The sequence below is a fragment of the Pseudomonas sp. PARCl1 genome (assembly GCF_947311875.1).
GTDB classification, from domain to species: Bacteria; Pseudomonadota; Gammaproteobacteria; order Pseudomonadales; family Pseudomonadaceae; genus Aquipseudomonas; species Aquipseudomonas juntendi.
Genome location: NZ_CAMZMX010000005.1, coordinates 87,098 through 111,246, shown reverse-complemented (window position 1 = coordinate 111,246; position 24,149 = coordinate 87,098). Strand labels below are relative to the sequence as shown.

The following is a 24,149-nucleotide window of genomic DNA, read 5'->3' as shown; positions in this document are numbered from 1 at the left end:
TGCGTGGCACCGCCTACGCCGGTGTGCGCGGCGGTTTAACCGCGCACACCCAGCATTCCGCGTTCGACAATGAAATCGATCACTGCCTGCAGCCCCTCACCTTTCTTCAGGTTGCTGAAGGTCCATGGGCGCTGTGGGCGCATGCGCTGGGTATCGCGCTCCATCACCTCCAGCGAAGCCCCCACATACGGTGCCAGGTCGGTCTTGTTGATCACCAGGAAGTCGGACTTGGTGATGCCCGGGCCACCCTTGCGCGGAATCTTCTCGCCCTCGGCTACGTCGATCACGTAGATGGTCAGGTCGGCCAGCTCCGGGCTGAATGTGGCGCTGAGGTTGTCACCGCCGCTTTCCACGAAAATGACTTCGAGGTTGCCGAACTTGCGCGCCAGCGCCTCGACCGCCGCCAGGTTCATGGAGGCGTCTTCGCGAATCGCCGTGTGCGGGCAGCCGCCGGTTTCCACCCCGACGATGCGCTCCGGCTCCAGCGCGCCGGCTTCGGTGAGGATGCGCTGGTCTTCCTTGGTGTAGATGTCGTTGGTGACCACGGCAATCTGGTAGTGATCGCGCATGGCTTTGCACAGGGCTTCGAGCAGTGCGGTCTTGCCGGAGCCGACCGGGCCGCCGACACCGACGCGCAGGGGTTGTTGATAGCTATGCATGCAGGCAGTCCTCAGGAACGGAACAAACGGGTGTATTGGGTTTCGTGACGCGATGAGGCAATGGCCAGCAACGGCAGGCCACCCCCGAGCTGGTCGTCACCCAGGGTCAGGGCCTGGTCGATGGCTGCGGGCAAATCGGTGGCCAGGTCACGCAGCAGGGTCTGGGCCGCCTGCTGGCCGAACGGCACCAACTTGACACCGGCCATGACCGCGCCCTCCAGCCAGGCAAAGCCATGCCCCAGGGCCAGTTGGCGCAAGGGGATGGCCCAGTGCACAGCCAACCAGGCCATGCCGCCCAACTGGGTCAGCTCGAGGCTGGTACGCCACGCCGGCGCCTGGCCCAGCTGCCAGCCGTCGAGTAGCCGTGCCAGGGCCGCCCCGCGCTGCTGTTCTTCCAGGCGCAACTCGGCGGTTTCACGGTTGGCCAGCAAAAAGCGGCTCCAATGAGCAAAGGCTTGCGCATCCTCGGCCTGGCAGGCCTGGTACAAGCGGGCGAGCACCGGCCAGTCCAGGCCGACCAGGGTGTCGTGCAACTGCTCACGCTGCCACGCAGTGAACCCGTGCACATCCCTTACCCAGCCCGCCTCCACGGCCCACTCCAGGCCCTGTGAATAGGTGAAGCCACCTACCGGCAGGCCTGGGCTGGCCAGTTGCAGCAGGCGCAGCAACGCCAGATCGCTGTTCATCAGCCGGCTAGTACCAGCGCGGCGCCGGCCAGCAGGCCACCGCCGAAAGCTTTTTGCAGGCCAGCATGGCGGCGCAGCAGGCAACCGACCGCAAAGCCGGCGGCCAGCAACAGCCCGCTGACCGTGACAAAGCCGGCGCTGAACTGCCAGAACGCGCTTGGCGTGGCCTCGACGCCATGCGCCCAGCCATGGAACAGCGCGAACACCGGCATCGCCAAGGCCAGCAGTTGTTGCCGGCCAGGCAGCAGCACGGCACCTGCGGCCACCAGCAGCGACACAGCGATCAGCGTTTCCATGCCCAGCACGTCCCCGAACAGATGCCCACATACCGCCCCGCCGAACATCGCGGCCAGGGTCGCCAGTGGCAAGGTCAGGTTGCGCCGGGTCAGCGCCGCCAGTACGCCGGTGCCCAGCAGCATCAGCAGGTGGTCGAGCCCGGTCAGCGGGTGCAGAAGGCCGTCATGCAAGGGGTTGCTGTCATGCCCGGGGTGGGCGAAAGCCGGCACGGCCAGCATCAGCAGAAACAGGGCGAAAGTCTTTTTCATCGGTTGCTCCAGGGCAGTTCAGGAATGGGCAGGCAAGCGCACGAACGGGTGATCGTGGCCGTGAGCGTGGCTGTGGCTGTGTGGCGCACTTTGGTAGGCACCCGCTTCGGGCTCGAACGGGGCCTGCTCGGCCTCGACAGTCAGGCCCAGGCCACGCAGCATCTCGTCCAGCACATGGTCGTGCTGGAAGCGCAACAGGCCGGGCTCGATCTGCAGCGGGACATGGCGGTTGCCCAGGTGGTAGGCCGCGCGCGCCAGCAGGTGCGGGTCGGCACAGCGCACGGTGGACACCGCCTCTGGCGCTGCCAGCACGCGGATCAGCTGGGTGCCCTCGGCATCGGCCAACAGCTCGCCGCCACGCAGCAGGTGGCCACGCTCCAGCATCAGGCCGGCTTCCCGACCATCGTCCAGCGTCACCCGCAGGCGGCTCTTGATGCGGCTGTCCACATCGAGGGTGACGGTACCCGTGACAGCACGTGCGCCGGGTTCGGTAATCCGCTGGGTCAAGACAATCATCGGTGCTCCTTCAGAACAGGAAATAGCGCTGGGCCAGCGGCAGTTCACTGGCCGGTTCGCAGACCAGCAGCTCGCCATCAGCACGCACCTGGTAGGTTTGCGCGTCGACCTCGATCAGCGGTTGCAGGGTGTTGTGGACCATGTCCGGCTTGCGCACCCGGCGGCACCCGTCCACCACGCCGATCAGGCTGCGCAGGTTCAATTGCTCGACCAGGCCACGGTCCATGGCGGCCTTGGGCAGGAAGGTCATGCGCGTGGCATGGCGGGCTGCGCCCAACGCGCCGAACATTGGGCGGTAATGCACCGGCTGGGGCGTAGGGATGGACCCGTTGATATCGCCCATGGGCGCGGTGACGATCATGCCGCCCTTCAGTACCAAGGCGGGCTTGACCGCGAAAAATGCCGGCGACCACAGCACCAGGTCTGCCAGCTTGCCCACTTCGACCGAGCCCACCTCGTGGCCGATGCCATGGGTGAGCGCCGGGTTGATGGTGTATTTGGCGATGTAGCGCTTGACCCGGAAGTTGTCGCTGTAGTGGGTATCCGGTGCCAGTGGGCCACGGCGCAGCTTCATCTGGTGCGCCACCTGCCAGGTGCGCAGCACCACCTCGCCCACCCGGCCCATGGCCTGGGAGTCGGACGAGGTCATGGCGAAAGCGCCCATGTCGTGGAGGATGTCTTCGGCAGCGATGGTTTCACGGCGGATGCGCGACTCGGCAAACGCCACGTCCTCGGCAATGCTTGGGTCCAGGTGGTGGCAGACCATGAGCATGTCCAGGTGCTCGTCCACCGTGTTGATGGTGTACGGCAGTGTCGGGTTGGTCGAGGACGGCAGCACGTTGGCCTGCCCGGCCGCACGGATGATGTCGGGGGCATGGCCGCCACCGGCACCTTCGGTGTGGAAGGTGTGGATGGTGCGGTCACCGATCGCCGCCAGCGTGTCTTCGATACAGCCGGATTCGTTGAGTGTGTCGGTATGGATCGCCACCTGGATATCCATTTCTTCGGCTACGCCCAGGCAACAGTCGATGGCCGCCGGTGTCGAGCCCCAGTCCTCGTGCAGCTTGAGCCCGACCGCCCCGGCAGCGATCTGCTCGCGCAACGCCTCAGGGCGCGAGGCGTTGCCCTTGCCCAGCAAACCGATGTTGATCGGCAGGCTGTCGGCAGCCTGCAGCATGCGCGCCAGGTACCACGGGCCCGGGGTGCAGGTGGTGGCGTTGGTTCCGGTAGCCGGGCCAGTGCCGCCACCGATGAAGGTGGTTACACCGCTGTTGAGCGCCTCGTCCACCTGCTGCGGGCAGATGAAATGGATGTGCGAGTCGACCCCCCCGGCAGTGACGATCTTGCCCTCGGCGGCGATCACTTCGGTGCCTGGCCCTACGGGTATGTTGACGCCTGGTTGCACGTCGGGGTTGCCGGCCTTGCCGATCACGGCAATACGCCCGTGCTTGATGCCGATATCGGCCTTGACGATACCCCAGTGGTCGATGATCAACGCGTTGGTCAACACCAGGTCCATGGCCTCGGCGGCCAGCATCTGGCCCTGCCCCATGCCATCGCGGATGACCTTGCCGCCGCCGAACTTCACTTCTTCGCCGTAAACGGTGTAGTCCTTCTCTACTTCGACCCACAATGCCGTGTCGGCCAAGCGCACACGGTCACCCACGGTAGGGCCGAACATGTCGGCATAGGCCTGGCGGGAAATTCGGCTCATGCCCTGCCCTCCAGTGCGCCCATCACCTTGCCCTGAAAGCCGTAGACTTCGCGCTTGCCAGCGTAGGCCACCAGTTGCACGGTACGGGCCTGGCCCGGCTCGAAGCGCACGGCAGTGCCGGCCGGGATATCCAGGCGAAAGCCCAGGGTTGGCCCGCGCTCGAACACCAGCGCCTCGTTGACTTCGTAGAAGTGGTAATGCGAGCCGACCTGCACCGGGCGGTCGCCATGGTTGGCTACGCTGACACTGACCGTGGCGCGGCCACTGTTCAATTCGATGTCGCCAGCGGCGACCTGGATTTCACCTGGGATCATGCGGCGTTCCTCGGCAGGTTCAGACGATCGGGTCATGCACGGTCACCAACTTGGTGCCATCCGGAAAAGTCGCTTCGACCTGTACGTCGTGAAGCATCTCGGCGATGCCAGGCATGACCTGGTCACGGCTCAACACCTCGCGGCCCATGCTCATCAGCTCAGCGACGGTGCGCCCATCTCGGGCCCCTTCCAGCACGGCGGCGCTGATCAGCGCTACGGCCTCCGGGTAGTTGAGTTTCAGGCCACGGGCCAGGCGCCGTTCTGCCAACAAGGCGGCAGTGAACAGCAGCAGTTTGTCTTTCTCTCTTGGGGTCAGCTCCATGGCGCTCTCTCAGGTGGCCCAGATACGTGGCGGGCAGGCAGGCAGGCCGAGAACGGCCGGGCGCAGCACATGCCACAGGCGTTGCAGGGTGCGTTGCAAATGTTGGTTGTCATGGTCGAGCAGGCGGATCACCAGCAGCGAACCGAGCAGCGTCGCGCCGGCAGGGGTGCCCAGCTCATCGAGCATGGGCCTTACCTGCTCCAGCAATGCCTGATCGGCCGGCGCGGCACAGAAGGTGGCTAGCAGTGGGTGGCCACCGAGCTTGCCCAGCTGGCCGCCTTCGATACGCAGGCGCTCATGCAGGCCCGTTTCGCCGGCCAGGGTGATGTGCAACAGGCTGTCGAGGGCACCCTGGTCGAACCGTTCGAGCATCACCGGGCGGCCCAGGCACAGCGTTTCCCAGGCCAGCAACCGGGCGCCGGGCTCAAGGATGAAGTGGCTGGCGAGCCTGGCACGGGCACCGGAGAAGAAAATGCTGTCCTGGGGCAACCATTCCAGGGTGCTGCCAGCGGCCAGGTGGAAGCGCTGGGTCAGCCGTGCGGTCGGGCCGATGCTGCGGTAAAACTTGCTGGCACCGGGCATGGTCAGCAGGGCGTGGCTGCCAGCTTCCAGCTGAATGTCGAGCTCCAGGCGATCGCCGGCAACGATGCCACCCGGCGGGTGCAGAACATACACATGGCAGGGTGCACCTTCCGGGTAGAACGGGCGCTGCACCAAAAGAGGTCCGAAATGTTTCCATGCACCAAGGCGGGTCGTGCCCGCACGCTGGACAAAGCGCAATTGCAGGTGGGCGCTCCAGCCTGCATCGTCTTGGTGGTGTTCGATCTGCTCCGCGAGCGACATCCTGCGGCCCCTAAAATTCGTGGCCTTCTGGCCGGTAAGAGGGTCAGCGGCGGGCGCCGGTTAGTGCGCACGGCCTGACCACTCGATCAAATTCGCAGGCTGGATATAGCAGGTTGCGGGCCAACTCCGCAGGTGAAGGCAGATGAATTATTTTTACCGCTCGCTCCGCCATCGGGCACCGCCGCGGGGGCCGCACAAAGCGGGGGCGTGCCCAGGCCCTGTTTCGGTGCTGGCGAGGCCTACGCTGGTCGGCGCTCAGTAGTCGAAACGGTCTACCGCACGGCGGCGTTCGTTGTCGTCACGCCGGTCGTAGATCGCCGTGGTCTGGATGTTGGCATGGTGTGCCAGCTTTTGCGCAATCGACAGGTCGTGCTCCTCGATCACCCGGGTGATGAACGCGCGGCGGAAGTCGTGCGGCATGATCTTGACCCCCACCTGCGCGCCGCGCTGGCGGGCGATGTAGTAGATGGCATGCTTGGTGATACGCGCCCGGGTGATGTGGTTGCCGCGGCGGATGCGGTTGAACAGGAACGGGTCATCTTCGGCACCGGCCGGCAGGGCCTGGCGACGCAGGTCGAGCCACGCCTGCAGCTTCTCGAACGCCCAGGGCGGCGCGTACTTGATCAACTGGTGGTTGCCCTTGCCCACCACTTGCAGGCTGCGCGCGGCGAAGTCAACCTGGGCAAGGTCGATGTCGACCGATTCCGACTTGCGCATGCCTGTGCCATACAGCAAGGCAATGATCGCCGCGTCGCGCACCCCTTGCGGCCGCGGGTCGGCAGCGCACACGTCCATCAGTTCGCGAATCAGGCTACGCCGCAGGTTGCGCCCGGGCGGCAGGCGGGTGCCGGTTGCCGGCTTGACCTCGCGGATGCGTAGCAACTGCTCGTGGTCGATCAGGCCCTGGCGCCAGGCCTCGTTCATCACCCCGCGGATGGCGTTGACGTACAGCGAAGAGCTGTTCGGCGCGTAACCATCGGCCCGCAGGGCGGCCACCAGGGCGATCACATGGCCGGGCTCGAGCCGATGCCAGAGAACGTCGACGATATTGCAGTCGACGAACCCCAAGCGGTCGGCGGCGTCCTGAAGGATGTAGCGCATGGTTTGCTGGCTGGATGGGGCCAGGCGGGCCATGTACTGCAGCAGCGGATTTTTCGAGAGGTCGGACAAAACGTGAATCCTGTAGCGGGGCGTTGGCCGGCAGCACAGCGGGCCGACGCTGGAGCAGATCAAAACGGCGTGCCGGCGAGTCTGCATGACAAACTAACGGTCGGGCCATTCTGGCCCAAGACAGTGCCATCACCTTGATATACAAGGACTTTGTATCAGGCATGGAAGGTGATCTTACCCCAATCGAGCCCCCTGAACGACCTTGGGCCTGCCTGCGCAGTGCCAGGTGCTGAACGCAGCGGTCAGGTACACTGCTCACCTTGCGGCCACCAGCCCGGGAACATCTGCTGCACCCTCGGCTCGGCGAAACGCTCATCGATCAATACCAGTACGCCACGGTCCTGGTCCCCCCGGATCACCCTCCCCGCTGCCTGGATCACTTTGCGCACCCCGGGGTAGAGATAGGCATAATCGAAACCCGCGCCAAATTGCCGACCCAGGCGCTGCTTGAACTGCTCGTTCACCGGGTTGACCTGGGGCAGCCCGAGCGTGGCGACGAAGGCGCCGATCAGGCGGGTGCCGGGCAAGTCCACCCCTTCACCGAACGCACCACCCAGCACGGCAAAGCCGATGCCTTGGCCGTCGGCGACAAAGCGGTCGAGGAACGCCTGCCGGGCCGCCTCGTCCATGCCCGGGGCCTGGGCCCACAATGGGATCTGCGCGTGGCGCTCGGCCAGCAGCCCGGCGACCTGCTGCAGGTACTCGAAACTGCTGAAGAACGCCAGGTAATTACCCGGCTGGCGCTCATACTGCCGGGCAATCAACTCGACGATCGGCGCCAGCGAAGCCTGGCGCTGCTGGTACCGGGTAGACACCTGGCTGGCAATGCGCACCTGCAGTTGTTCGGCACGAAACGGCGCTGCCACTTCCAGCCACGCCGTATCGGCCGGCATGCCCAGCAGGTCGCTGTAGAACTGCCGCGGGCTCAGCGTGGCAGAGAACAGGGTGACACTGCGCGCCGCGCGCATGCGCGGTGCCAGCAGCCGTGCCGGGGTGACGTTGCGCAGGCACAAGGTCGCCAGCCGGCGCTTGCGCGGCCCTTGGCGCTGGCTGATATCGAACAGGAAATGCTCGTCGAACAGTTCGGCTACCCGGCTGAACTGCAAGGCCTGGTAGAAGAACTGCAGCACCTGCGGGTCGATGTGCGTGGGCGCCTGGTTCATCTGCTCCTGGATCAGCCCGATACACTGCTGCAGGGCGCGCAAAAGGTCATGCGGCAGCGCTTCGCTGGCCTGGTACGGTGCCCGTTGCTCTTTATACAGGGCGTTCCACTGGCGGTTTAGGCGGTCCAGCGCACTGCCCAGCCCATGGGGTTTGCTTTGGCGCAACGCCAGCAACTGCCCCTGATCGAGGCTGGCGCTGTACATGCCCCGCCCGCGCTCGACCAGGTTGTGAGCCTCGTCGACCAGAACCGCGACCCGCCACTGGTTGAGCTGTGTCAGCCCGAACAGCAAGGCGTGGGCGTCGAAGTAATAGTTGTAATCGGCAACCAGAACGTCGGCCCAGCGGGCCATCTCCTGGCCCAGGTAGTACGGGCACACCTGATGCGCCAAGGCCACTTCGCGCAGCTGGGTACGGTCCAGCATCGGCACGGCCGCAGCGGCCGTGCGCGCGGCCGGCAAGCGGTCGTAGAAGCCGGCCGCCAGCGGGCAGGACTCGCCATGGCAGGCTTTGTCCGGGTACTCGCAGGCTTTGTCGCGAGCGATCAGTTCCAGGGTGCGTAGCCCGGGCTGATTATCGCCCGTGGTGATCTGCCGCATGGCATCCAGCGCCAGCGCACGGCCCGGGGTCTTGGCCGTGAGGAAGAACAGTTTGTCCAGTTGCTGGGGCACCATGGCTTTGAGCAACGGAAACAAGGTACCCAGGGTTTTGCCGATGCCGGTGCTGGCCTGGGCCATCAGGCAACGGCCAGTGCTCACCGCCTTGTACAGGGTTTCTGCCAGTTGCCGTTGGCCTTGGCGGAACGCTGGGTAGGGAAAGCGCAGCGCCTGAAGGCCGTGGTCACGTTCGGCAAGGCGCTGCTGCTGGAACTGGGCCCAGCCCAGAAAGCGCTGGCACTGGACCTGGAAGAATGCCTGCAACTCAGCGGCCGTGCAGTGCTCACTGAACAGGGTCTGGCTATCGCTGTCGACGTCCAGGTACACCAAAGCCACCTCGATGCTCGCCAGTTGCCGGGCCTGGCACATCAGCCAGCCGTACACCTTGGCCTGCGCCCAGTGCAGCTGGCGGTGGTTGGCCGGTTGCCGGGCCAGGTCGCCACGGTGAGTCTTGATCTCTTCCAGCCGATTGCAGGCAGGGTCGTACCCGTCGGCACGCCCCCGCACCCGAAGGCCTTCAAACTGGCCCTCCAGGGTAATTTCCGACTCGTAGCCGGCCGCACGCCGGGCCACTACCCGCTGGTGGCCCTCGATGCCCTCCTGGGCGGTGGGCGACGGCGTGAAGCGCAGGTCGAGGTCGCCGACCTTGGCACTGAACTCGCACAAGGCACGCACCGCCACGCTGTAGCTCAAGCGGCGTCACTCCAACGCACATGGCAGACCGCGACGGGCAGGCCGTGCTCCTGGCAGAATGCCAGCCAGCGCAGCTGGTTGTCCTGCAGGCGGTCACCGGGGCCTTTGACCTCGACCATGCGATAACGCCCCTGCTCGGGCCAGAACTGGATAAGGTCGGGCATGCCCGCACGGTTGCTGCGAATGTCCTGCAGCAGGCGCACGAAGCAGTGCTTCAACTGCGCAGCCGGCAGGCAGGCCAGGGCCTGCTGCAGCAGCGCCTCGCTGAGCATCGACCAGAACACGAACGGTGACTGCAGCCCGTGTTTGGCTGCATAGCAATCCAGGATCGCCTGGTGGTGGCTACCATCGTCGAGCCGCGCCAGGCATTGCTCGAACAGGGCACTGCGGCGCTGCTGGAAGTCGCTGTCGTGCAGGTCTTGCGGCGCGGCCTGGAACGGGTTGAAGAACGCGCCAGGCACAGGGGCGAAGATCGCCTCCCAGCACAGCAGGCCAAACAGGCTGTTGAACAGCGTGTTCTCCACATAGTGGGCTTGCCCGCCCTCGGCGGCCAGGTGCTGGCGCACGGCCTCTTCAACGCCTAGCGCGGCGTGCTCGCGGGGCAATTCCAGTTCGATCAGTGCCAGCGGCGCCACGCGCTGGCGGCGCTGTGGCGGGCCACCGAGCTTGCGCGCCAGGCGCGGCAGCATACGTTCCAGCGCCTGGACCTCCAGTGCATTGGCCGGTGCCGCTGCCAGTTGCAACGCCAGGGCATGGGCCTGCGGCCAACGTTCGCTGCGCTCCAGCACCCGCACCTGGCGAATACGCGCCTGGGCATGGCTGCACTGCGCATAAACCGCCATGGCCTGGTCCCAGTCACCCAGGCGCTCGCATTGCTGGCCCAGGGCGAACTGCAACCGCGCACGGCGCCGGGCCAGCCAAGGGTTGTCGCAGTGCAGGTGCTGTATTGCCGTGATTACCGACTGAGGGTGTTCGCCCTGCTCCAGGCGCTCGGCACACTCATGCAGCACCATGGCCAGGTCGATATCGGCGCGTTGCTGCAGGGCACGCGAATCGGCGCTGAAGGGCACCTGCTCGTAGCGCAGCAGCCCCAGGTCGGCAAGCACGAACTCTGACCAGTCCTGGTAGAGGTTGCCGAAGAACAGCAGCCGCATGCGGTCGCAGAGCGGTTGCAGGCACCACTGCAAGATGCGCAACTCACTGCCCGGGTACCACTCGGCCAGAGACCGGGCGGCCAGTTGCAGCGGCTGCAGCTGGGCCAGCAAGTCATGCTTGGCAGCACGCGGGCGGCTCAATTGGGCGGCGAAACAGCACGCCAGTTCGTCTTTGCGCAGCAAGGCGAACAGTTGCTCCAAGTGCAGTTGCTCGGGCTCGCGGACCCAGCCCAGGGCCTTGAGTGGCTGCAGGGCGAGTTCGGTGTCGCCTATTTCCTCATAGACGAGGCGGTCGCTGCGAAACAGTTCGCCCTTGCGCATCACCATGCGCACCATCAAGGCCTGGGCTGGCGCGCTCAGTTGGCCGAAGGCATGGATGAACGCCAGTTCCTGTTCATCGAGCAGGTCCTGGTAGCGCTGTTCGACCCACAGCAGTACCTGGCGGAAGTTGTGCAGGTAATAGAACGGGTCGTCGACGGAGTGGGCAATCACGGGCTGGGTCAGGTAGCGGGAACAAGGCACTGGTTATACATACAGACCCAGGGGCCTGGCAAGAGCCGTGGGTCAGCTCGCCCCTGCAAGAACCGCCGCGATCGCGCCCTTGGGCATGCAGTGCCCTATGATTCAGCGGGGAACCGCCGCACCCGCCTGCGGCGAAGTTCCAGGGCCTGGGCCAGGCGCTGCACGGCTTGTTGCAGGTCGCCTGGGCAGTCGCCCAGCCACATCAGCGCCAGGTGCTGCCGGTAGCGGCCGTGCAAGCTGAACTGTTCCCCCGGCAATGCATGCAATGCGCAACCTGCCAAGGCCTTGGCAATGGCATCCCAGGCCAGCGGCTGCTCGAAGCGCACCCACAGCATGCGCCCGCCTTGCGGGGGCTCCAGCACCACCCGCTGGGCAAACTGCGCGGTCAGCGCGCAGGCGAGGTTTTGCGTGCGCTGCTGCAGGTTGCTGCGCAACGCCACCAGTTGCGCTTCGATATCACCCTTGGCCAACAGGTGGGCCAGCGCCAGCAGCCGCAGCGGCGCAAGGCGGAACGCCCGCTCGCAGAACGCCTTGGCCAGGGCGGTATCCAGGCTCAGTACGTAGGCATACGGCGCTTCGGGCCCTACTGCAGCCTCGAACGCCCCCATAATCATCAACCTGCGCGGATCGACCCAATCGCGCAGGCGGGTCACGGGTGGGCCACTGTAGCAAAGCTCGCTGTCCAGGTCGTTCTCCAGCAGCCATACGCTGTGCTGGCTCAACAGCAGGCCAAGCTGCTGCTGGTAATGCAGGGAGACCAGCCGCCCTTGCGGCAGGCCAAGGCAGGACGGCATCACCAGCAGGCGGACCGGCTCGCAGCCCAACAGCCTGGCCACGGCCTGCAGGTCCGGGTTGCCACGTGGATCGGGTGGCACCTCCAACACCCGCATGCCAGCGCGCGCCAAAGCACGCAGCACGTGCCCGCAACAGGGCGACTGTACCAGCACCGTGGTGCCCCTTTGCAGGGCCAGCGCTGCAAGCAGCGTTTCCAGCAACGCCGGAACATCCGGGGCCAACTGAACGTCATCGGCCCGCCAGTACTGGCGCGAGCAACGGGTGTAACGCTCCGCCAGCGCGTCGCGCAGGCGCGCACTGCCCTGCACTTCCCAAGGGCCAGCGCCGCGCTCGCGCTGGCGGGCCAGGCGCCGCTCGTGGGTGAACAAGGCGCGCTCCAGCAACGGTTGTGCGAGCTGGGGCGCCTGCCGGGGCATGCCACCTTGCTGCAGGTCAGCCAGGCGAACGAAATAGCCCGAGCGTGGCAGGCAGTGCACGCGACCCTCCTCCTCCAGCAGGCTGTAGGCGCTCTGCACCGTTGCCAGCGATACCCGCAGCCGCCGCGACAGCTCACGCAAGGACGGCAGCCGGTTCGGACCACCAGCCGTCGCCTGACCAATCAACGCTTCCAGGTAGCGGTAGACCCGCCTATAAGCGAACTCGCCGGCCGCTGTTCGCGCCATCAAGGTTGCCTCATGGGGCTGTGCCGCCGTTCGGCGGCGTGGCGCGGCAACAGCCGCAAGTGCGCGTCGCGGCGCGCCAACGCACTGAGCAGGCGCCACGCAGGTAGCGGCATCTTACCGCCGTAGACTGCCCGCAGTTGCGCCAGTGATAGCCCACTGGTGTTCACCAGCCAGGCTTTGACCGCCGCGGGGCAAGGTTTGCCTTGCATGGCCCGGTGCAGGTAAGGCAGCGCCACCAGCATGTCGGCATGGCGAGCGCGCAGAAAACGCTCGAGGTTCTTGCCCTGCCTGGCGAACGGTTTGCACAGCAGGCATTCCAGTTGGGCCTGGCTGAGGCCATAGGCCTTGCCAAACTGCAGCACAGGTTCGTCGGCAGGCTTGCTGTCGCCCGGCGCCCCCGCCAGCCTCAAGGCCGGCCGGGTGGCTTGAGGCTCCAGGCTGTGGGCCCGCAGTTCCTGCAACTGGGCCAAGGCCAGTGGGTCGACGAACGCGGCCAACGGCGAGCAGCCCGTCTCGGCCGCCGCGAAGTGCCAGCCCAGCATGGCATCCAACTGCTGCCCGCCCAGCAACGGCGGCAGCAGGTCATCAATGGCTATCAGCCGCACCGGCCCCCCCTTGAGCGCGGCCCCCGCAGGCTGATCCGCCGGGTTGCCGGGCGCCAGCCCCGTGGCCCCTTGCAAGCGCGCCAGGCCCTCGGCCAGCGTCGACAGGCAATGATGCGCCAGGTAAGGGCCACGTTGCCCCGCCAGGCGCTGGCTACGCAGCGCCCACGCCAGGTACCGGCGGCGCTGCCCTGCGGGCAAGGCGGTGACCATTGCGTCGGCGGGCGCCTGAGCCTGCAGCGCGAAGCTTACGGCCGCCGCCAGTTCCAGGTGCAGGCGGCTACCCAGCAACGCTTCTGGCCTGGCATCGATCAGGTGGCCAAACATCAGCAGCGCTTCCCTGGTCGGCAACCAGCGCTCGGACGCCACACGGGGGCGGCAACTGAACGGCACCACTTCGCGCCCCTCGATCATTTGCAGTTGCACCCGCGGGTCATCCTGCATGAACAGCGCACTGAAGCCTCGATCGAGCCCTTGCAGCGTAGGGCTGCCGGCCACCGGCAAGCTCACCACCAGCACGCGCAGTTGAAAAGTAACCGGTGCACGCATGGCGATGCTCAGCTGCGCAGCACGCAACATCGCCAGCAGCCGCGCACCCTGGCGGTCACTGCCTTGCAATACCTGCAGGCGAAAGGTGCCGATATATTCAGGCCCGCCTGCGGCTACCAATAAACGTTGTATCAACAACTGCAAGGAGGCCCGTTGCGCCTGTGACATATGGGCGAGCAAGCGTTCGAGTACTTGCTGGTAGATATAATGCATTGCCTGGTCGTGAATAGCAGTCACGGATCACCTCACCACTTCAAGTCGCCGGCGCACGACCAAGCAAGTTGTTCAGGCTTACTCTGCGCCAGGCTTTTACAGAAGAAACTTCCTACAATTGAATAAAGTGACGTGAGCCTTCACTGTCGCCAGGCCATGGAGAAGAATTCACCCCTGCAATGCTCTGATTCAGGCCTAGCCGTACGCATCCCTTACTCCTTGCACAAAGTATCATTGCGCCATTATCGAGTGATGCGAAGCGAATTGAAGACACAGATCACGGTAAAAAAACCATTCAGCAAAGCGACAAATTCACCTTGACCCTCTAACCACGCACATGCAACCGCAAATGATTGGCGGCATGTTTCCATTGGCATTTAATTAATGAATTATATGTAGTCCGCTTCGTCTTTTATTGTAGGAATATTCCCACTTTAACGATGACGTTACTTTATTCCGCGCACAAAAAACCCGGGGCTGGCCCGGGTTCACGGTGAAATTCAGTGGTCAATGCTGCGCCATATCCAACACCACGCGCCCACCGCAGGGGCACTGGTCCATGTAGCGATGCGCCTCCACCACCTGCTCGAACGGGTACACCTTGATGATCTGCGGGGTCAGCAACTGGTCGGCGGTGAACTGGTTGATGTCACGCAAGGCACGCTGCAGCGCCACCTGGTCCTGGCTGATACCCAGTTCCGGCTTGCCAGTGAAGTTACCGATGCAGTGCACGTAGAACTGGATGTTCTTCTGGAAGGCCGCGCAGGCTGGGAACGGCGTCTGGTTGCCGCCTTGAAGGCCATACAGTACCAGGCTGCCCCGCGGTGCCAGCACATCGCCCAGCAACGACATCTGCGGCCCGCCCATGCCGTCCAGAACCATGTCCACGCCGCGCCCATCGGTGTACTTGCCGACCTGCATCAGCAGGTCCTGCTCTTCGGTGACGATTACCTTGTCGGCGCCCAGGCCCAGCAGGTAGTCACGCTGCTCGGCATCCTTGGTGGCGGCGAACACTTTAAGCCCCAGCGCCTTGCCCAACTGCACGAAAGCGGGGCCGGCACAGTGGCTGGCGTCGGTAACAAGCGCAGTCTGCCCGGCCTTGGCCCGTGCCAGGTCCACGTAGGCGAAATAGGCAATCAGCAGCGGCGTATAGTGCACGCTGGCCTCGATCGGGGTGAGCACCTGCGGATAGCGTGTGATCGCGGTCCGTGGCAGCACGATGACATCCCCGTATACCGGGTGGTCATTGGCGCTGGTAGCGGGAAAACTGGCAACCCGGTCACCCACGGCAATGTCTTCGATCCCTTCACCAACCGCCGTCACCACACCGGCCATCTCATGGCCGATACCGGCCGGCAGGCGTGCCTGCGAGGGCGCCAGGTTCTGCCGCCAGAGCACGTCATACCAGCTGACGCCAACCGCCTCGACGCGAATTTGCACTTCGTCGACAGCGGGAGACGGTTCGGCCTGCTCCTCGCAACGGAGCACATCGGCAGCGCCGAACTTGTGGAAACGGATCATGCGGGACATCGCAAACCTCGCCTTTGTGAACCTCTAATTACCACTGACTCTATCCGGGCTTTTGCAGTTAGACCACCAGTGGTCATTAATAGTCGACATGCCTGTCATCGATTGGGCACCTGACATTCCCTGCAATTGGCTCCCGTAAACCCGTGCAGGGTAACAGCCTTTGGCCTTAAGATTCACCCCTGCCCCCCTTCAGGCGAAGCGCACCGATGAATCGAAACGACCTGCGTCGTGTAGACCTCAACTTGCTGATTGTGTTCGAAACGCTGATGCACGAGCGCAGCGTGACCCGTGCGGCGGAAAAACTGTTCCTGGGCCAGCCGGCCATCAGCGCGGCCTTGTCGCGCCTGCGCAACCTGTTCGACGACCCGCTATTCGTACGCACAGGCCGCAGCATGGAACCCTCGGCGCGGGCCCACGAAATCTTCGCGCTGTTATCGCCCGCGCTGGATTCGATTTCCACCGCGGTGAGCCGCGCAGCCGAATTCGACCCTGCCACCAGCAATGCCGTATTCCGCATCGGCCTGTCGGACGACGCCGAATTCGCCCTGCTGCCGCAACTGCTCAAGCGCATTCGCGCCGAGGCCCCTGGCATCGTGCTGGTGGTGCGCCGGGTGAACTACCTGCTGATGCCGACCCTGCTGGCCTCAGGGGAAATCTCGGTGGGCGTCAGCTACACCAGCGAACTGCCCGCCAACGCCAAGCGCAAGGTGCTGCGCCGCAGCGCGCCGAAACTGCTGCGCGCCGACAGCGTGCCTGGCAGCATCACCCTGGACGACTTCTGCGCGCGGCCACATGCATTGGTGTCGTTTGCCGGGGACTTGTCGGGCTTTATCGACGAGGCGCTTGACGAGCTGGGTCGCAAGCGCCATGTCGTGCTGGCGGTACCGCAATTCAACGGGTTGGGCAGCTTGCTGGCGGGGACCGATATCGTGGCGACGGTACCGGACTACACCGCCGATGCGCTGACGGCTGCCGGCGGGTTGCGGGCGGAGGACTTGCCGATACCGGTACGTAGTTTCGAGCTGCACATGGCCTGGCGTGGCGCGCAGGATAACGACCCGGCGGAGCGCTGGCTGCGGTCACGGATACAGATGTTTTTTGGGGATCCGGACAGTCTTTAGGGGCGACGAATCCGGTTAATGGCTGAGCTTCACTACAAGACTCGACACATCGCTTGCACAGTTCTCACTACCTTGGCGATCACACAGCCCTACGGGTTGCGCTGTCGCGCAGAGATCCCAATTCGTAAGCGCCTCGCGGGCTGTATGGGAGCGGGCGTGTCGAGGCGTTGAACCGCCGCGACTAATCCAACGCGGTGGCTGGCACCGGCTACGCCGGTATTCGCGGCGGTTCGACGCCTCGACATGCCCGCTCCCACAAGCCCCCGCTAAATCAATAAGTTGTGGATTGTTATATGAGAGAGCGCCGATTCAGCTGCGTAGACACCACCCATGAAGACCCTGCCATCGGTGCGTTCCTGGGTTTGCTGGAGGCTGATATCCGAAGCGGACGCAACCTCACCACCCTGCCGGAAAACTTGGGGCAAACCATGCTCGCCAACGCAAACCACTCCGTAAACCTGGACCAAGATATCGACGGTGAGGTCGCGCTCTGATGGTGCGACATAGCTGGACCCCCAGACGACATCGGCGCTCTCACGGCGGAAATCGTCTTCTTCGAACCTCGCTTGCGCAACGAGATTGTCTATCTTGCAGGCGACACGGTTTCGTATGGGCAAGTCGCACACATCCTCGAGCACGCGCTGGGTCGTTCTTTCAAAACCAGCGTGTGGACTGTCCCGCACCTGATGGACGAATTGAGAAAAGACCCTACTCATCACATCAAAAAGTACCGTGCTGTATTCGCTCAAGGCAGAGGGGTGGCTTGGCCAAAAGCGGGAACCTTCAACGAACAGCAGGGGATTCCAGTAACCACCGCAGAGCAGTGGGCTCGGGCGAATCTTGCGAGCAAGTGAGCGCGACGACAGAAGCTGGCTTGCGAGAAACGCCTTGGCTCGACAGGGGATGCTGAACGACGAAAAGCGCAAGGCTATCCATACAGCACATCCGATCCCTGCGCCGTATTCGAGTAGGCCAGCCTGCGAAAACACGCCATACTCACGGCTTTACAACTCAGCCGTGTGTGGCCAATGTCCGAACCGAGTCGTCCAGTCCCTACCCTCTTTCGTCATTCACGCTGGCGAGAATGGCGTCAGCGGCTGGCGTTCTGGATCGGGGCGCTGCTGGTAGGGCTGGTTGCGCTGGCTTTCGCTTGGCTGGCCGACGAGGCCTTCGCCTCGTTCAAGCGTTTGGTGGTCCGGGCACCCTGGGCTCCCCTGCTGATAACCCCAGTGGGTTTTGCCCTGCTGGCCTATCTGACGCAACGCTGGTTTGAGAATGCCAAAGGCAGTGGTATTCCCCAAGTCATCGCTGCCCTGGAAATACCCTCTCGACGGCTGCGAGCCCGATTACTCTCGCTCCCTGTGGCTGCCGCACGCATGAGCCTGACTTTGGGCGCGCTGCTGGTCGGAGGCTCGGTTGGCCGCGAAGGCCCCACCGTGCATATCGGCGCGGCTGTGCTCTATACCTTTGGCCGGCGCCTGGGCCTGCATGGCCGGCGAACAATCGCAGGCCTGGTGCTCGCCGGCGGCGCAGCAGGTATCGCAGCGGCCTTCAATACCCCATTGGCGGGCATTGTGTTTGCCATCGAGGAATTGAGCCGCACGTTCGAGCAACGATTTAGCGGGCTGGTGCTCACTGCGGTACTGATCGGCGGCGCCGTCACCCTCGGCTTGATGGGGCATTACGCCTATTTTGGCGAAATCAGCGGTCGTGTGCCGACGGGCTGGGGCTGGAGCGTCGTACCGGCTTGTGCAGTGCTGGGTGGGCTGCTGGGTGGCTTTTACGCCAAGCTTGTGCTGCCAACCGACAAGGGATTGCTAGGCCGCCTATGTGCGGCACGCGGGCGTTATCCCGTGCGTTTCGCTGCGTTCTGTGGGCTGTTGCTGGCCACTTTGGGGCTCGTGTCTGGCAATCATGTATTTGGCACTGGGTACGAAGAAACACGCGCTTTGCTTGAAGGCCAGCCCATCACGGACTCAAGCTTTCTGCTGTGGAAGTTCTTGGCCAATGTCGTTTCCTACCTCTCCGGTATCCCTGGCGGTCTGTTTTCGCCCTCGCTCAGCATAGGTGCGGCATTTGCGCCCGTGTTGGGTTTGATCCCCAGTGTCGACCCGCAAGCATGCGCACTGCTCGGCATGGGTGCCTACCTGGCGGGTGTCACGCGCTCACCACTCACTGCCTCGGTCATCGTGCTTGAACTGACGCACAGCCCGGACCTGGCCATTCCCATGCTGGCAGCGACACTGATGGCCGCCGCCATCTCTGGCTGGGTATCGCCCGTCTCGCTCTATCATGCGCTGGCCAGGCAGATCATCGACAAGCTGCAGGTTCCGGCGCCGGCCGTTTCCAAACCTGGCGCTCGCGAGCAGTGAATAATCCTGCTTTTCCCGCCTGATGACACGCGCCTGGGACTCGAGCATCCGGGCCGAAAAATGGGTGTTGGCCAAGGTTCTGACCAGCGGATGCACCCAAGTGCATGTTCATACCGTCGCGCATTGTGCCGACAGTGTTCGCCTGGAGCATCATGCCCGCCCTGCAAAGCACCTACCCTCCCCCGGTCAACGGTGTAAACCCGCCACCCCGCCACCCGATCCCATGGAAGCCCTGGACATGCTTACCCACTTCAGACCTGCCGAGGCCTCGGACGCGCCCGATATCGCGCGCTTCTTTCAACTGACATCAGAAGGCATGGCCGATTACATATGGAGCAAGCTGGCCGCGCCGGGAGAAGCATTGCTGAGTGTGGGTGCGGCTCGCTATGCCAGGGAACAGGGCGATTTTTCATACAAGAACTGCCTGATGGCCACCTGCGAAGGTCGCGTCATCGGCATGATGCACAGCTATGCACTGCATGCGGCCCCTGACCGGCAGGTCGAGACAGATCCGGTACTCGCGCCTTACGCCGACATGGAAATACCCGACACCCTGTACATCTCCAGCCTGGCCCTGGATGAGGCCTGGCGCAGCCAGGGCCTGGGCGTGCAGTTCCTTCGCCACGCCCAGCAACGCGCCGAGGACCTCGGCTTGCAGGGCCTGTGCCTGATCGACTACGCGGAAAACCACGGTGCACGGCGCTTCTACGAACGCCATGGCTTCAAGATCGTGAAAACCTGCCAGATCGTGCCGCACCCGATGCTCGCCGTCACCGGCGAAGCCTATTTGATGTATCGCCCTAACCCCCAACCCGCTCGAGAAATAACCATGACCCAGAAACTGACCGTGTTCCGCGAGATGGATATCCAACCGGTGCGCGACCTGCCCTTCTTCGAAGAGGTGGTGGAAGGCGACCCGCACACGCTGACGTCCAAGTACTACCACGATGAACAGCAGGGTCGTATTTCCGGCGAATGGGAGGCCAGTACCGGAGCGTGGCGTATCGACTACAAAGTCTGGGAATTCTGCCATGTGTTAAGCGGGCGCTGCGTGATCGAGCTCGACGGCTGTGCGCCGGTCACCCTCGCCGCTGGCGACACGTTCATCATCGAGCCCGGCGCCAAAGGCAAGTGGACTGTGCTGGAGGACATGAAAAAGAACTTCGTGATCCTCGTGCCCGCAAACTAGTCGGCGCAGGCGCGTGGGCGCGCCTGTCAATTCAGCGGCGTGACGCTTCCACGGCGCTGAATACCAGCATGCCCACGAGCATGGCCGCCACGAACAGCCAGGCTTGCCAGTAACCGCCTACCAGCAGCACCAGTGCCGGGCCCGGGCAGATGCCAGCGATCCCCCAACCGACCCCAAACATGAGGCTGCCGCCCACCAGCCGCCGGTCGATGTCGCGCCGCGTCGGCAACTGCATCCGGCCACCCAGCAACGCCACGCTGTGCCGCCGCGCCCAGGTCATGGGCAGCAAAGCGATGCCGATGGCGCCAACCATGACCAGCGCCAGCGAGGCATCCCAGCGCCCGGCCAGGTCGAGAAACCCGAGCACTTTCGCGGGGTTTGCCATGCCGGATAGCAACAACCCCAGGCCAAACAACACGCCAGCCAGAAAACCACTGAGCCGCTGCATGTCAGTTACCTGCCAGCACATGACGAAGGATATAGACGGTGGCAAACCCGGCCACCATGAAACTCAGCGTTGCTACTGCCGAGCGCGGCGACAATCGGGAAAGGCCACACACACCATGGCCGCTGGTGCAGCCTGCAGCGTAACGGGTGCCGAGGCCGACCAGCAGCCCGGCGACCACCAGCCACCCGGGCGAAACCGTAAAGTGCGCAGACGGCAGGGCCGTAAACAGTTGCCACAGCAACGGCGCGGCGAGGATGCCGAGCAGGAATGACGCTTTCTCGCCACGCCCCTCCCCGCCACGTTGCAGCAACGACCCGAGCAGGCCGCTGATACCCGCGATACGCCCATTGGCCACGGCAAACAGCGCAGCAGCCAGGCCAATCAAGGCGCCGCCTGCCAGCGCCGTCCAAGGGGTGAAATCGTTCATGCACAACGCCTCGAAAAATGCCACGTAAGGGAAACACCGACGTCGACATTATGGCATTGCTGGCAGGCAGCCTCCATTGACGGTCGCGAACAGTGCCTGTGCCAACGCACCGCAGGTGCTGTCGTGCAGCCCATCACAACTGCCAAGTCAACCTTGAGAACGCTCAGGCGAGATCACCAGCACACTGGACGACAAGCGATGCAGTACCCGTTCGGCCGTACTGCCAATGAACCAGCCGATACCACGGTGGTGATAACTGCCCATCACCAGCACGTCGGTGTCATGGTTGTCCATGAACAGGGCCAGCGCCTTGGCCGGGTCACCGATGCGCATATGACGGTGCTCGACCGCTATGCCGTTACGCTCGGCCAGCGCCTGGAAGGCATCGCTCTGGGCTTCATGAAGTGTGTGCGCCAAGTTGGAGTCGAACAGGAAGGCGTGTTCCCGACTACCGTCGGCGTCCAGGTACATCGAGCCCAGGTCGTAGGCATAGAGCAACTCGATTTGCGCATTGCACTGCAAGGCCAGTTTCAGCGCCTCGCTGATGATCTGGTCATTGAAACCCTCGATCTGATCCTCTGGCCTGGACAAGTCCACCGCCGCCAGGATGGTGCGGGGCCATGCTCGGCAGACTTGACGTTAGTCAACTGACGCGCTCACGACAACGGCATTCATCCCAACGCGGGTATTTGACGCAGATCAACCGGTTGCCGGACGCCAGGCACAACCTGACCCCATCGCAACGCCCTCACCCGTCAGGCAAGGTATCGTCAACCTGCGCGGCAGCCTGGTGGAAACACTCGACATGCCGGCTCTGCTGGCCCTGGAGAAAGGCGAGCCTGCCAATGGAAGACTGCAAGCCCTGACCGTGCCATGCTAGATACGCTGATGGCAGTAGCGCCGCTGCTGCGCAATCGATAGAGGTTCACTAGCATGGACGACACACTCGCCAAACTCGACCACTACATCGAAACCCTCGGCCCCATCGCCGATGCCCTCGAGCAGCAGGTTGGCCCCTGCCCCGGTACGCGCCCAGCGCTGATCGCGTGGCTGATGGAATGGAAGGGCAGCCACCCGGCACACAGTAAAATCGAGGGTGATCCGCCCTGCTTGCCTGCCAGCCTGAAAGCGGCCTACCGCCAATGGGCGAAACTGCCGGCCAGCGAATAAAGGTAATCAGCCCGCTTAGCGATTGCCGCAGGCCGCTGCGCACGGAGCATTGCGAGGTTACCTGCGGTCGAACGCTGCTGGAGACCGATGGCGACCTCAGCCAGTACCTGTACCCTGCCGAGGTCACCCGCCCGGGCTTGTCAGTACTGCCCGCCGAACACCGGCCCGAATACAGCTCGCCGCCTGCGGCCGGGCTATATAGCTGCGGGGGCTGCGGCTTTGCGACCTACCATGAGGCTGAAGATACGCGCTGCTGCAAACGTTGTGGCCATGGCGTCTGGTCGCCGGCCCTGGACGCCTTGCCCAGCCGATAAGGCAGGCTGCCAAAGCCGGCAAGGCTAGAGCTTGAAGCGGACATGAATACAGCTCTTGCTGGCCTGGCGGTCGATGGTCACCGCGGCGCTACCATACCCGGAATAGCTTTTGACCAGGCGCATACCCAGGCCGGTGCCCGTCGGCTTGGGGTAGTTGTCCGGGAAGCCATCGCCTTCATCGCGAACGGTGAGCAATGCATGGTCGCCTGCATGCTTGACCAGCACCTCAATGGTGCCTTTGCCGTACTTGAGCGCGTTGGTGATCAGCTCGGAGATGACCAGGCCCAGGGGCGCCATACGTTCAGGCGGCAGCACGAAATCATCTGCCTCCAGAACGATCTTGCGGTCTGCCAAGGCCTTGCCCAAATCGCCGAGCAATGCATTCAGATATTCTTCAGCATGCACGTCTTGGTCTTCAGCGGTCTGGTACAGCCGCTCGTGAACACTGGCAATGGTGACTACCCGGCCAGCCGCGGTTTCAAGCTGCAGCTTGACCGCCGCGTCGGCTGCCAGGTTTGCCTGCAGCAGCAGCAGTGTGTTCACCAGGTGCAAACTGTTCTTGACCCGATGATGAATCTCCTCCAGATAGAGGTCGCTGCGGTCTTGCCTGGTGTTCTGCGCCTCGATCAGGGACAGCAGTTGGGCCTCGTACTGATGCCGTGCGGTGATGTCGCGCGAAACGGCGATCACTCGCTCAACCTGGCCATTCACGCCCATGATCGGCGCCACCGTCACATCCCACCATCTCGGCTCAGTAGCCGATAACGGGCAATACGCTTCGAACCGAATGGTCTCGCCAGCGCCGACTTTACCCAGCGCCTCCCACACAATCGACCTCGATTCCTCTGGCCACAGCTCATGCCAGCCCTGGCCTGTGACTTCGGCAGCGCTGGCGTTCATGAAGGTCAGGCCAGCTTCGTTCATGAATTCGATGTGCCCGTCGGCAGACATGATCTCCACCCAGTCAGGGCTGGCATTGAGGATCGTCTCGGAATAGGGGTCGGGGTGAGGCGCCTCGACCCCTGCGGCAATCCGTTCGGCAGCCAGTGAAATGACGGTAGCGATCCCTTCCAGGAACACCAGGTCGCTTTCCACGAAATCCTCACCGTTGCTGCTGTCGGCCTCAAGCACGCCGAATGGGCCGAGTACACCGCGAATCGGTACATTGATCGCGCGCTCGATACCGTATTTTTTCAGCAGCTCAGGGGTGCGGAACCTATTTTCCATGCCCAGATGGTTCGACAGTACCGGCCTGTAGGTGGCCAGCGCATACCCTGCCGGGCTGGCTTCATCTGCACCCACGGTAGCCCTGCCGATGTCTGCAGCATCCCAGCCAACCCCATGGGACAGGACGAAACCGTCGCCGTCCAATTCAGGCTGGAGCACCTTGGCGTAGCGCGTATTCATGCCCTCGGCAACCACTTCACAGGCGCGCGTCAGCAGCAGGTCGAGTCCTGTGACCTGCAACGACACCACGCCAAACTCGACAACCAGCTCATGTTGTCGGTGAAGGCGTGCATGGGTTCGATTCAAGGCTGCACGGATCGTTTCGTCCGTAGGTAGCTGCTGCATAGGGTTCCCTTTGTAGTGTGCAGGAACGCGTCCAGCCTCCATACGCAGCGAAGGCGGTTCGCTTACCGCCCTCCTACAATAGCCGCTAATCGATGTACGCGCGCCAGTGCTCGCCCCGCTGCGCCAGCGTAGGGCTGGACGTCAATGGTCACTTTACGCGGTAAATTCAGGGGGCGGTGCATATTATGACGAGGCGTGCAGCAGCGCTGTGCCTGTTCAGCCGGTGGGTG

General features: G+C 63.9%; 21 protein-coding genes and 4 pseudogenes. 7 read left to right on the top strand and 18 right to left on the bottom strand.

The features are described from left to right. Positions 1-35 precede the first annotated feature (35 nt). From ureG to QME24_RS04640, 14 genes are all read right to left on the bottom strand, one after another. Entirely contained in the window at positions 36-659 is a 624-nt protein-coding gene (ureG, locus tag QME24_RS04705; RefSeq protein ID WP_009685457.1) for an urease accessory protein UreG, read from the bottom strand. A gap of 11 nt (positions 660-670) precedes the next feature. Next, the gene (locus QME24_RS04700; protein ID WP_009685458.1) at positions 671-1,345 is read right to left on the bottom strand and encodes an urease accessory UreF family protein; all 675 of its coding nucleotides are present in this window, start codon (positions 1,343-1,345) and stop codon (positions 671-673) included. After that, complete coding sequence (locus QME24_RS04695) at positions 1,345-1,890, bottom strand: HupE/UreJ family protein (protein WP_009685459.1); 546 nt, start codon at positions 1,888-1,890, stop codon at positions 1,345-1,347. Before QME24_RS04695 ends, QME24_RS04700 begins: the two co-directional genes overlap by 1 nt. Positions 1,891-1,908: 18 nt before the next feature. Then, positions 1,909-2,406, bottom strand: coding sequence for an urease accessory protein UreE (gene ureE / locus QME24_RS04690; RefSeq protein ID WP_029884816.1), 498 nt, complete (start codon positions 2,404-2,406; stop codon positions 1,909-1,911). 10 nt (positions 2,407-2,416) lie between these two features. Further along, positions 2,417-4,120: an urease subunit alpha gene (gene ureC / locus QME24_RS04685; RefSeq protein ID WP_009685461.1), complete on the bottom strand. Its 1,704-nt coding sequence runs from the start codon at positions 4,118-4,120 to the stop codon at positions 2,417-2,419. Next, positions 4,117-4,434, bottom strand: a complete 318-nt coding sequence (locus QME24_RS04680; RefSeq protein WP_009685462.1) for an urease subunit beta — start codon at positions 4,432-4,434, stop codon at positions 4,117-4,119. The genes ureC and QME24_RS04680 overlap by 4 nt, the downstream gene beginning before the upstream one ends. A gap of 19 nt (positions 4,435-4,453) precedes the next feature. Beyond that, a complete protein-coding gene (locus tag QME24_RS04675) occupies positions 4,454-4,756 on the bottom strand; it encodes an urease subunit gamma (RefSeq protein ID WP_009685463.1) in 303 nt (100 codons plus the stop codon). Between the two features lie 9 nt (positions 4,757-4,765). Continuing rightward, positions 4,766-5,599 carry an urease accessory protein UreD gene (locus tag QME24_RS04670; RefSeq protein WP_054904368.1) on the bottom strand — a complete coding sequence of 278 codons (834 nt, stop codon included), beginning with the start codon at positions 5,597-5,599 and terminating at the stop codon, positions 4,766-4,768. 255 nt (positions 5,600-5,854) lie between these two features. Continuing rightward, complete coding sequence (locus QME24_RS04665) at positions 5,855-6,769, bottom strand: tyrosine-type recombinase/integrase (protein ID WP_054904367.1); 915 nt, start codon at positions 6,767-6,769, stop codon at positions 5,855-5,857. Positions 6,770-7,011: 242 nt separating this feature from the next. Continuing rightward, the gene (locus QME24_RS04660) at positions 7,012-9,279 is read right to left on the bottom strand and encodes an ATP-dependent DNA helicase (protein WP_182336391.1); all 2,268 of its coding nucleotides are present in this window, start codon (positions 9,277-9,279) and stop codon (positions 7,012-7,014) included. After that, on the bottom strand, positions 9,276-10,925 hold the full coding sequence (locus QME24_RS04655) for a VRR-NUC domain-containing protein (RefSeq protein ID WP_054912295.1): 1,650 nt from the start codon (positions 10,923-10,925) through the stop codon (positions 9,276-9,278). The genes QME24_RS04660 and QME24_RS04655 overlap by 4 nt, the downstream gene beginning before the upstream one ends. Positions 10,926-11,050: 125 nt before the next feature. Continuing rightward, positions 11,051-12,412 carry an aminotransferase class I/II-fold pyridoxal phosphate-dependent enzyme gene (locus QME24_RS04650; protein WP_054904292.1) on the bottom strand — a complete coding sequence of 454 codons (1,362 nt, stop codon included), beginning with the start codon at positions 12,410-12,412 and terminating at the stop codon, positions 11,051-11,053. After that, a complete protein-coding gene (locus tag QME24_RS04645) occupies positions 12,412-13,800 on the bottom strand; it encodes a hypothetical protein (RefSeq protein WP_192439973.1) in 1,389 nt (462 codons plus the stop codon). The genes QME24_RS04650 and QME24_RS04645 overlap by 1 nt, the downstream gene beginning before the upstream one ends. 483 nt (positions 13,801-14,283) lie before the next feature. Continuing rightward, positions 14,284-15,306: a zinc-dependent alcohol dehydrogenase family protein gene (locus QME24_RS04640; protein WP_054904294.1), complete on the bottom strand. Its 1,023-nt coding sequence runs from the start codon at positions 15,304-15,306 to the stop codon at positions 14,284-14,286. 206 nt (positions 15,307-15,512) lie between these two features. On the opposite strand from QME24_RS04640, the gene QME24_RS04635 reads away from it, so the two are divergent. The 6 genes and pseudogenes from QME24_RS04635 (at position 15,513) to QME24_RS04610 (ending at position 19,988) form a co-directional block, all read left to right on the top strand. Beyond that, entirely contained in the window at positions 15,513-16,427 is a 915-nt protein-coding gene (locus tag QME24_RS04635; protein ID WP_029884809.1) for a LysR family transcriptional regulator, read from the top strand. A gap of 317 nt (positions 16,428-16,744) precedes the next feature. After that, positions 16,745-16,921, top strand: a pseudogene (locus QME24_RS04630) (AbrB family transcriptional regulator); the annotation flags it as partial. 21 nt (positions 16,922-16,942) lie between these two features. Next, positions 16,943-17,281, top strand: a pseudogene (locus QME24_RS04625) (aromatic alcohol reductase); the annotation flags it as partial. Between the two features lie 174 nt (positions 17,282-17,455). Then, positions 17,456-18,799, top strand: a complete 1,344-nt coding sequence (locus QME24_RS04620) for a chloride channel protein (protein WP_225624672.1) — start codon at positions 17,456-17,458, stop codon at positions 18,797-18,799. A 238-nt stretch (positions 18,800-19,037) separates the two neighbouring features. Beyond that, positions 19,038-19,626 (top strand): annotated as a pseudogene (locus QME24_RS04615) (N-acetyltransferase). 2 nt (positions 19,627-19,628) lie between these two features. Next, positions 19,629-19,988 (top strand): cupin domain-containing protein, encoded by a 360-nt coding sequence (locus QME24_RS04610; protein WP_054903858.1) that lies wholly within the window; start codon positions 19,629-19,631, stop codon positions 19,986-19,988. 31 nt (positions 19,989-20,019) lie between these two features. Here the strand turns inward: QME24_RS04610 and QME24_RS04605 are convergent, their stop codons facing one another. The 3 genes and pseudogenes from QME24_RS04605 to QME24_RS04595 form a co-directional block, all read right to left on the bottom strand. Next, positions 20,020-20,436 carry a DUF6691 family protein gene (locus QME24_RS04605; protein WP_009685506.1) on the bottom strand — a complete coding sequence of 139 codons (417 nt, stop codon included), beginning with the start codon at positions 20,434-20,436 and terminating at the stop codon, positions 20,020-20,022. A gap of 1 nt (position 20,437) precedes the next feature. Further along, positions 20,438-20,863: a YeeE/YedE family protein gene (locus tag QME24_RS04600; RefSeq protein ID WP_054903857.1), complete on the bottom strand. Its 426-nt coding sequence runs from the start codon at positions 20,861-20,863 to the stop codon at positions 20,438-20,440. Between the two features lie 147 nt (positions 20,864-21,010). Continuing rightward, positions 21,011-21,481: pseudogene (locus tag QME24_RS04595) on the bottom strand (universal stress protein); the annotation flags it as partial. Between the two features lie 315 nt (positions 21,482-21,796). Between QME24_RS04595 and QME24_RS04590 the strand changes: the two are divergent. Continuing rightward, positions 21,797-22,033: a hypothetical protein gene (locus tag QME24_RS04590; protein ID WP_054903856.1), complete on the top strand. Its 237-nt coding sequence runs from the start codon at positions 21,797-21,799 to the stop codon at positions 22,031-22,033. 338 nt (positions 22,034-22,371) lie between these two features. Here the strand turns inward: QME24_RS04590 and QME24_RS04585 are convergent, their stop codons facing one another. Continuing rightward, positions 22,372-23,919 (bottom strand): PAS domain-containing protein, encoded by a 1,548-nt coding sequence (locus QME24_RS04585; RefSeq protein WP_232892174.1) that lies wholly within the window; start codon positions 23,917-23,919, stop codon positions 22,372-22,374. Positions 23,920-24,149: the final 230 nt, after the last annotated feature.

Bases quoted from the DNA above. Each gene is read 5' to 3' on its own strand.
- ureG (WP_009685457.1), bottom strand. From the start codon at position 659: ATGCATAGCTATCAACAACCCCTGCGCGTCGGTGTCGGCGGCCCGGTC.
- QME24_RS04700 (WP_009685458.1), bottom strand. From the start codon at position 1,345: ATGAACAGCGATCTGGCGTTGCTGCGCCTGCTGCAACTGGCCAGCCCA.
- QME24_RS04695 (WP_009685459.1), bottom strand. From the start codon at position 1,890: ATGAAAAAGACTTTCGCCCTGTTTCTGCTGATGCTGGCCGTGCCGGCT.
- ureE (WP_029884816.1), bottom strand. From the start codon at position 2,406: ATGATTGTCTTGACCCAGCGGATTACCGAACCCGGCGCACGTGCTGTC.
- ureC (WP_009685461.1), bottom strand. From the start codon at position 4,120: ATGAGCCGAATTTCCCGCCAGGCCTATGCCGACATGTTCGGCCCTACC.
- QME24_RS04680 (WP_009685462.1), bottom strand. From the start codon at position 4,434: ATGATCCCAGGTGAAATCCAGGTCGCCGCTGGCGACATCGAATTGAAC.
- QME24_RS04675 (WP_009685463.1), bottom strand. From the start codon at position 4,756: ATGGAGCTGACCCCAAGAGAGAAAGACAAACTGCTGCTGTTCACTGCC.
- QME24_RS04670 (WP_054904368.1), bottom strand. From the start codon at position 5,599: ATGTCGCTCGCGGAGCAGATCGAACACCACCAAGACGATGCAGGCTGG.
- QME24_RS04650 (WP_054904292.1), bottom strand. From the start codon at position 12,412: ATGGCGCGAACAGCGGCCGGCGAGTTCGCTTATAGGCGGGTCTACCGC.
- QME24_RS04640 (WP_054904294.1), bottom strand. From the start codon at position 15,306: ATGTCCCGCATGATCCGTTTCCACAAGTTCGGCGCTGCCGATGTGCTC.
- QME24_RS04635 (WP_029884809.1), top strand. From the start codon at position 15,513: ATGAATCGAAACGACCTGCGTCGTGTAGACCTCAACTTGCTGATTGTG.
- QME24_RS04620 (WP_225624672.1), top strand. From the start codon at position 17,456: ATGTCCGAACCGAGTCGTCCAGTCCCTACCCTCTTTCGTCATTCACGC.
- QME24_RS04610 (WP_054903858.1), top strand. From the start codon at position 19,629: ATGACCCAGAAACTGACCGTGTTCCGCGAGATGGATATCCAACCGGTG.
- QME24_RS04605 (WP_009685506.1), bottom strand. From the start codon at position 20,436: ATGCAGCGGCTCAGTGGTTTTCTGGCTGGCGTGTTGTTTGGCCTGGGG.
- QME24_RS04600 (WP_054903857.1), bottom strand. From the start codon at position 20,863: ATGAACGATTTCACCCCTTGGACGGCGCTGGCAGGCGGCGCCTTGATT.
- QME24_RS04590 (WP_054903856.1), top strand. From the start codon at position 21,797: ATGGACGACACACTCGCCAAACTCGACCACTACATCGAAACCCTCGGC.
- QME24_RS04585 (WP_232892174.1), bottom strand. From the start codon at position 23,919: ATGCAGCAGCTACCTACGGACGAAACGATCCGTGCAGCCTTGAATCGA.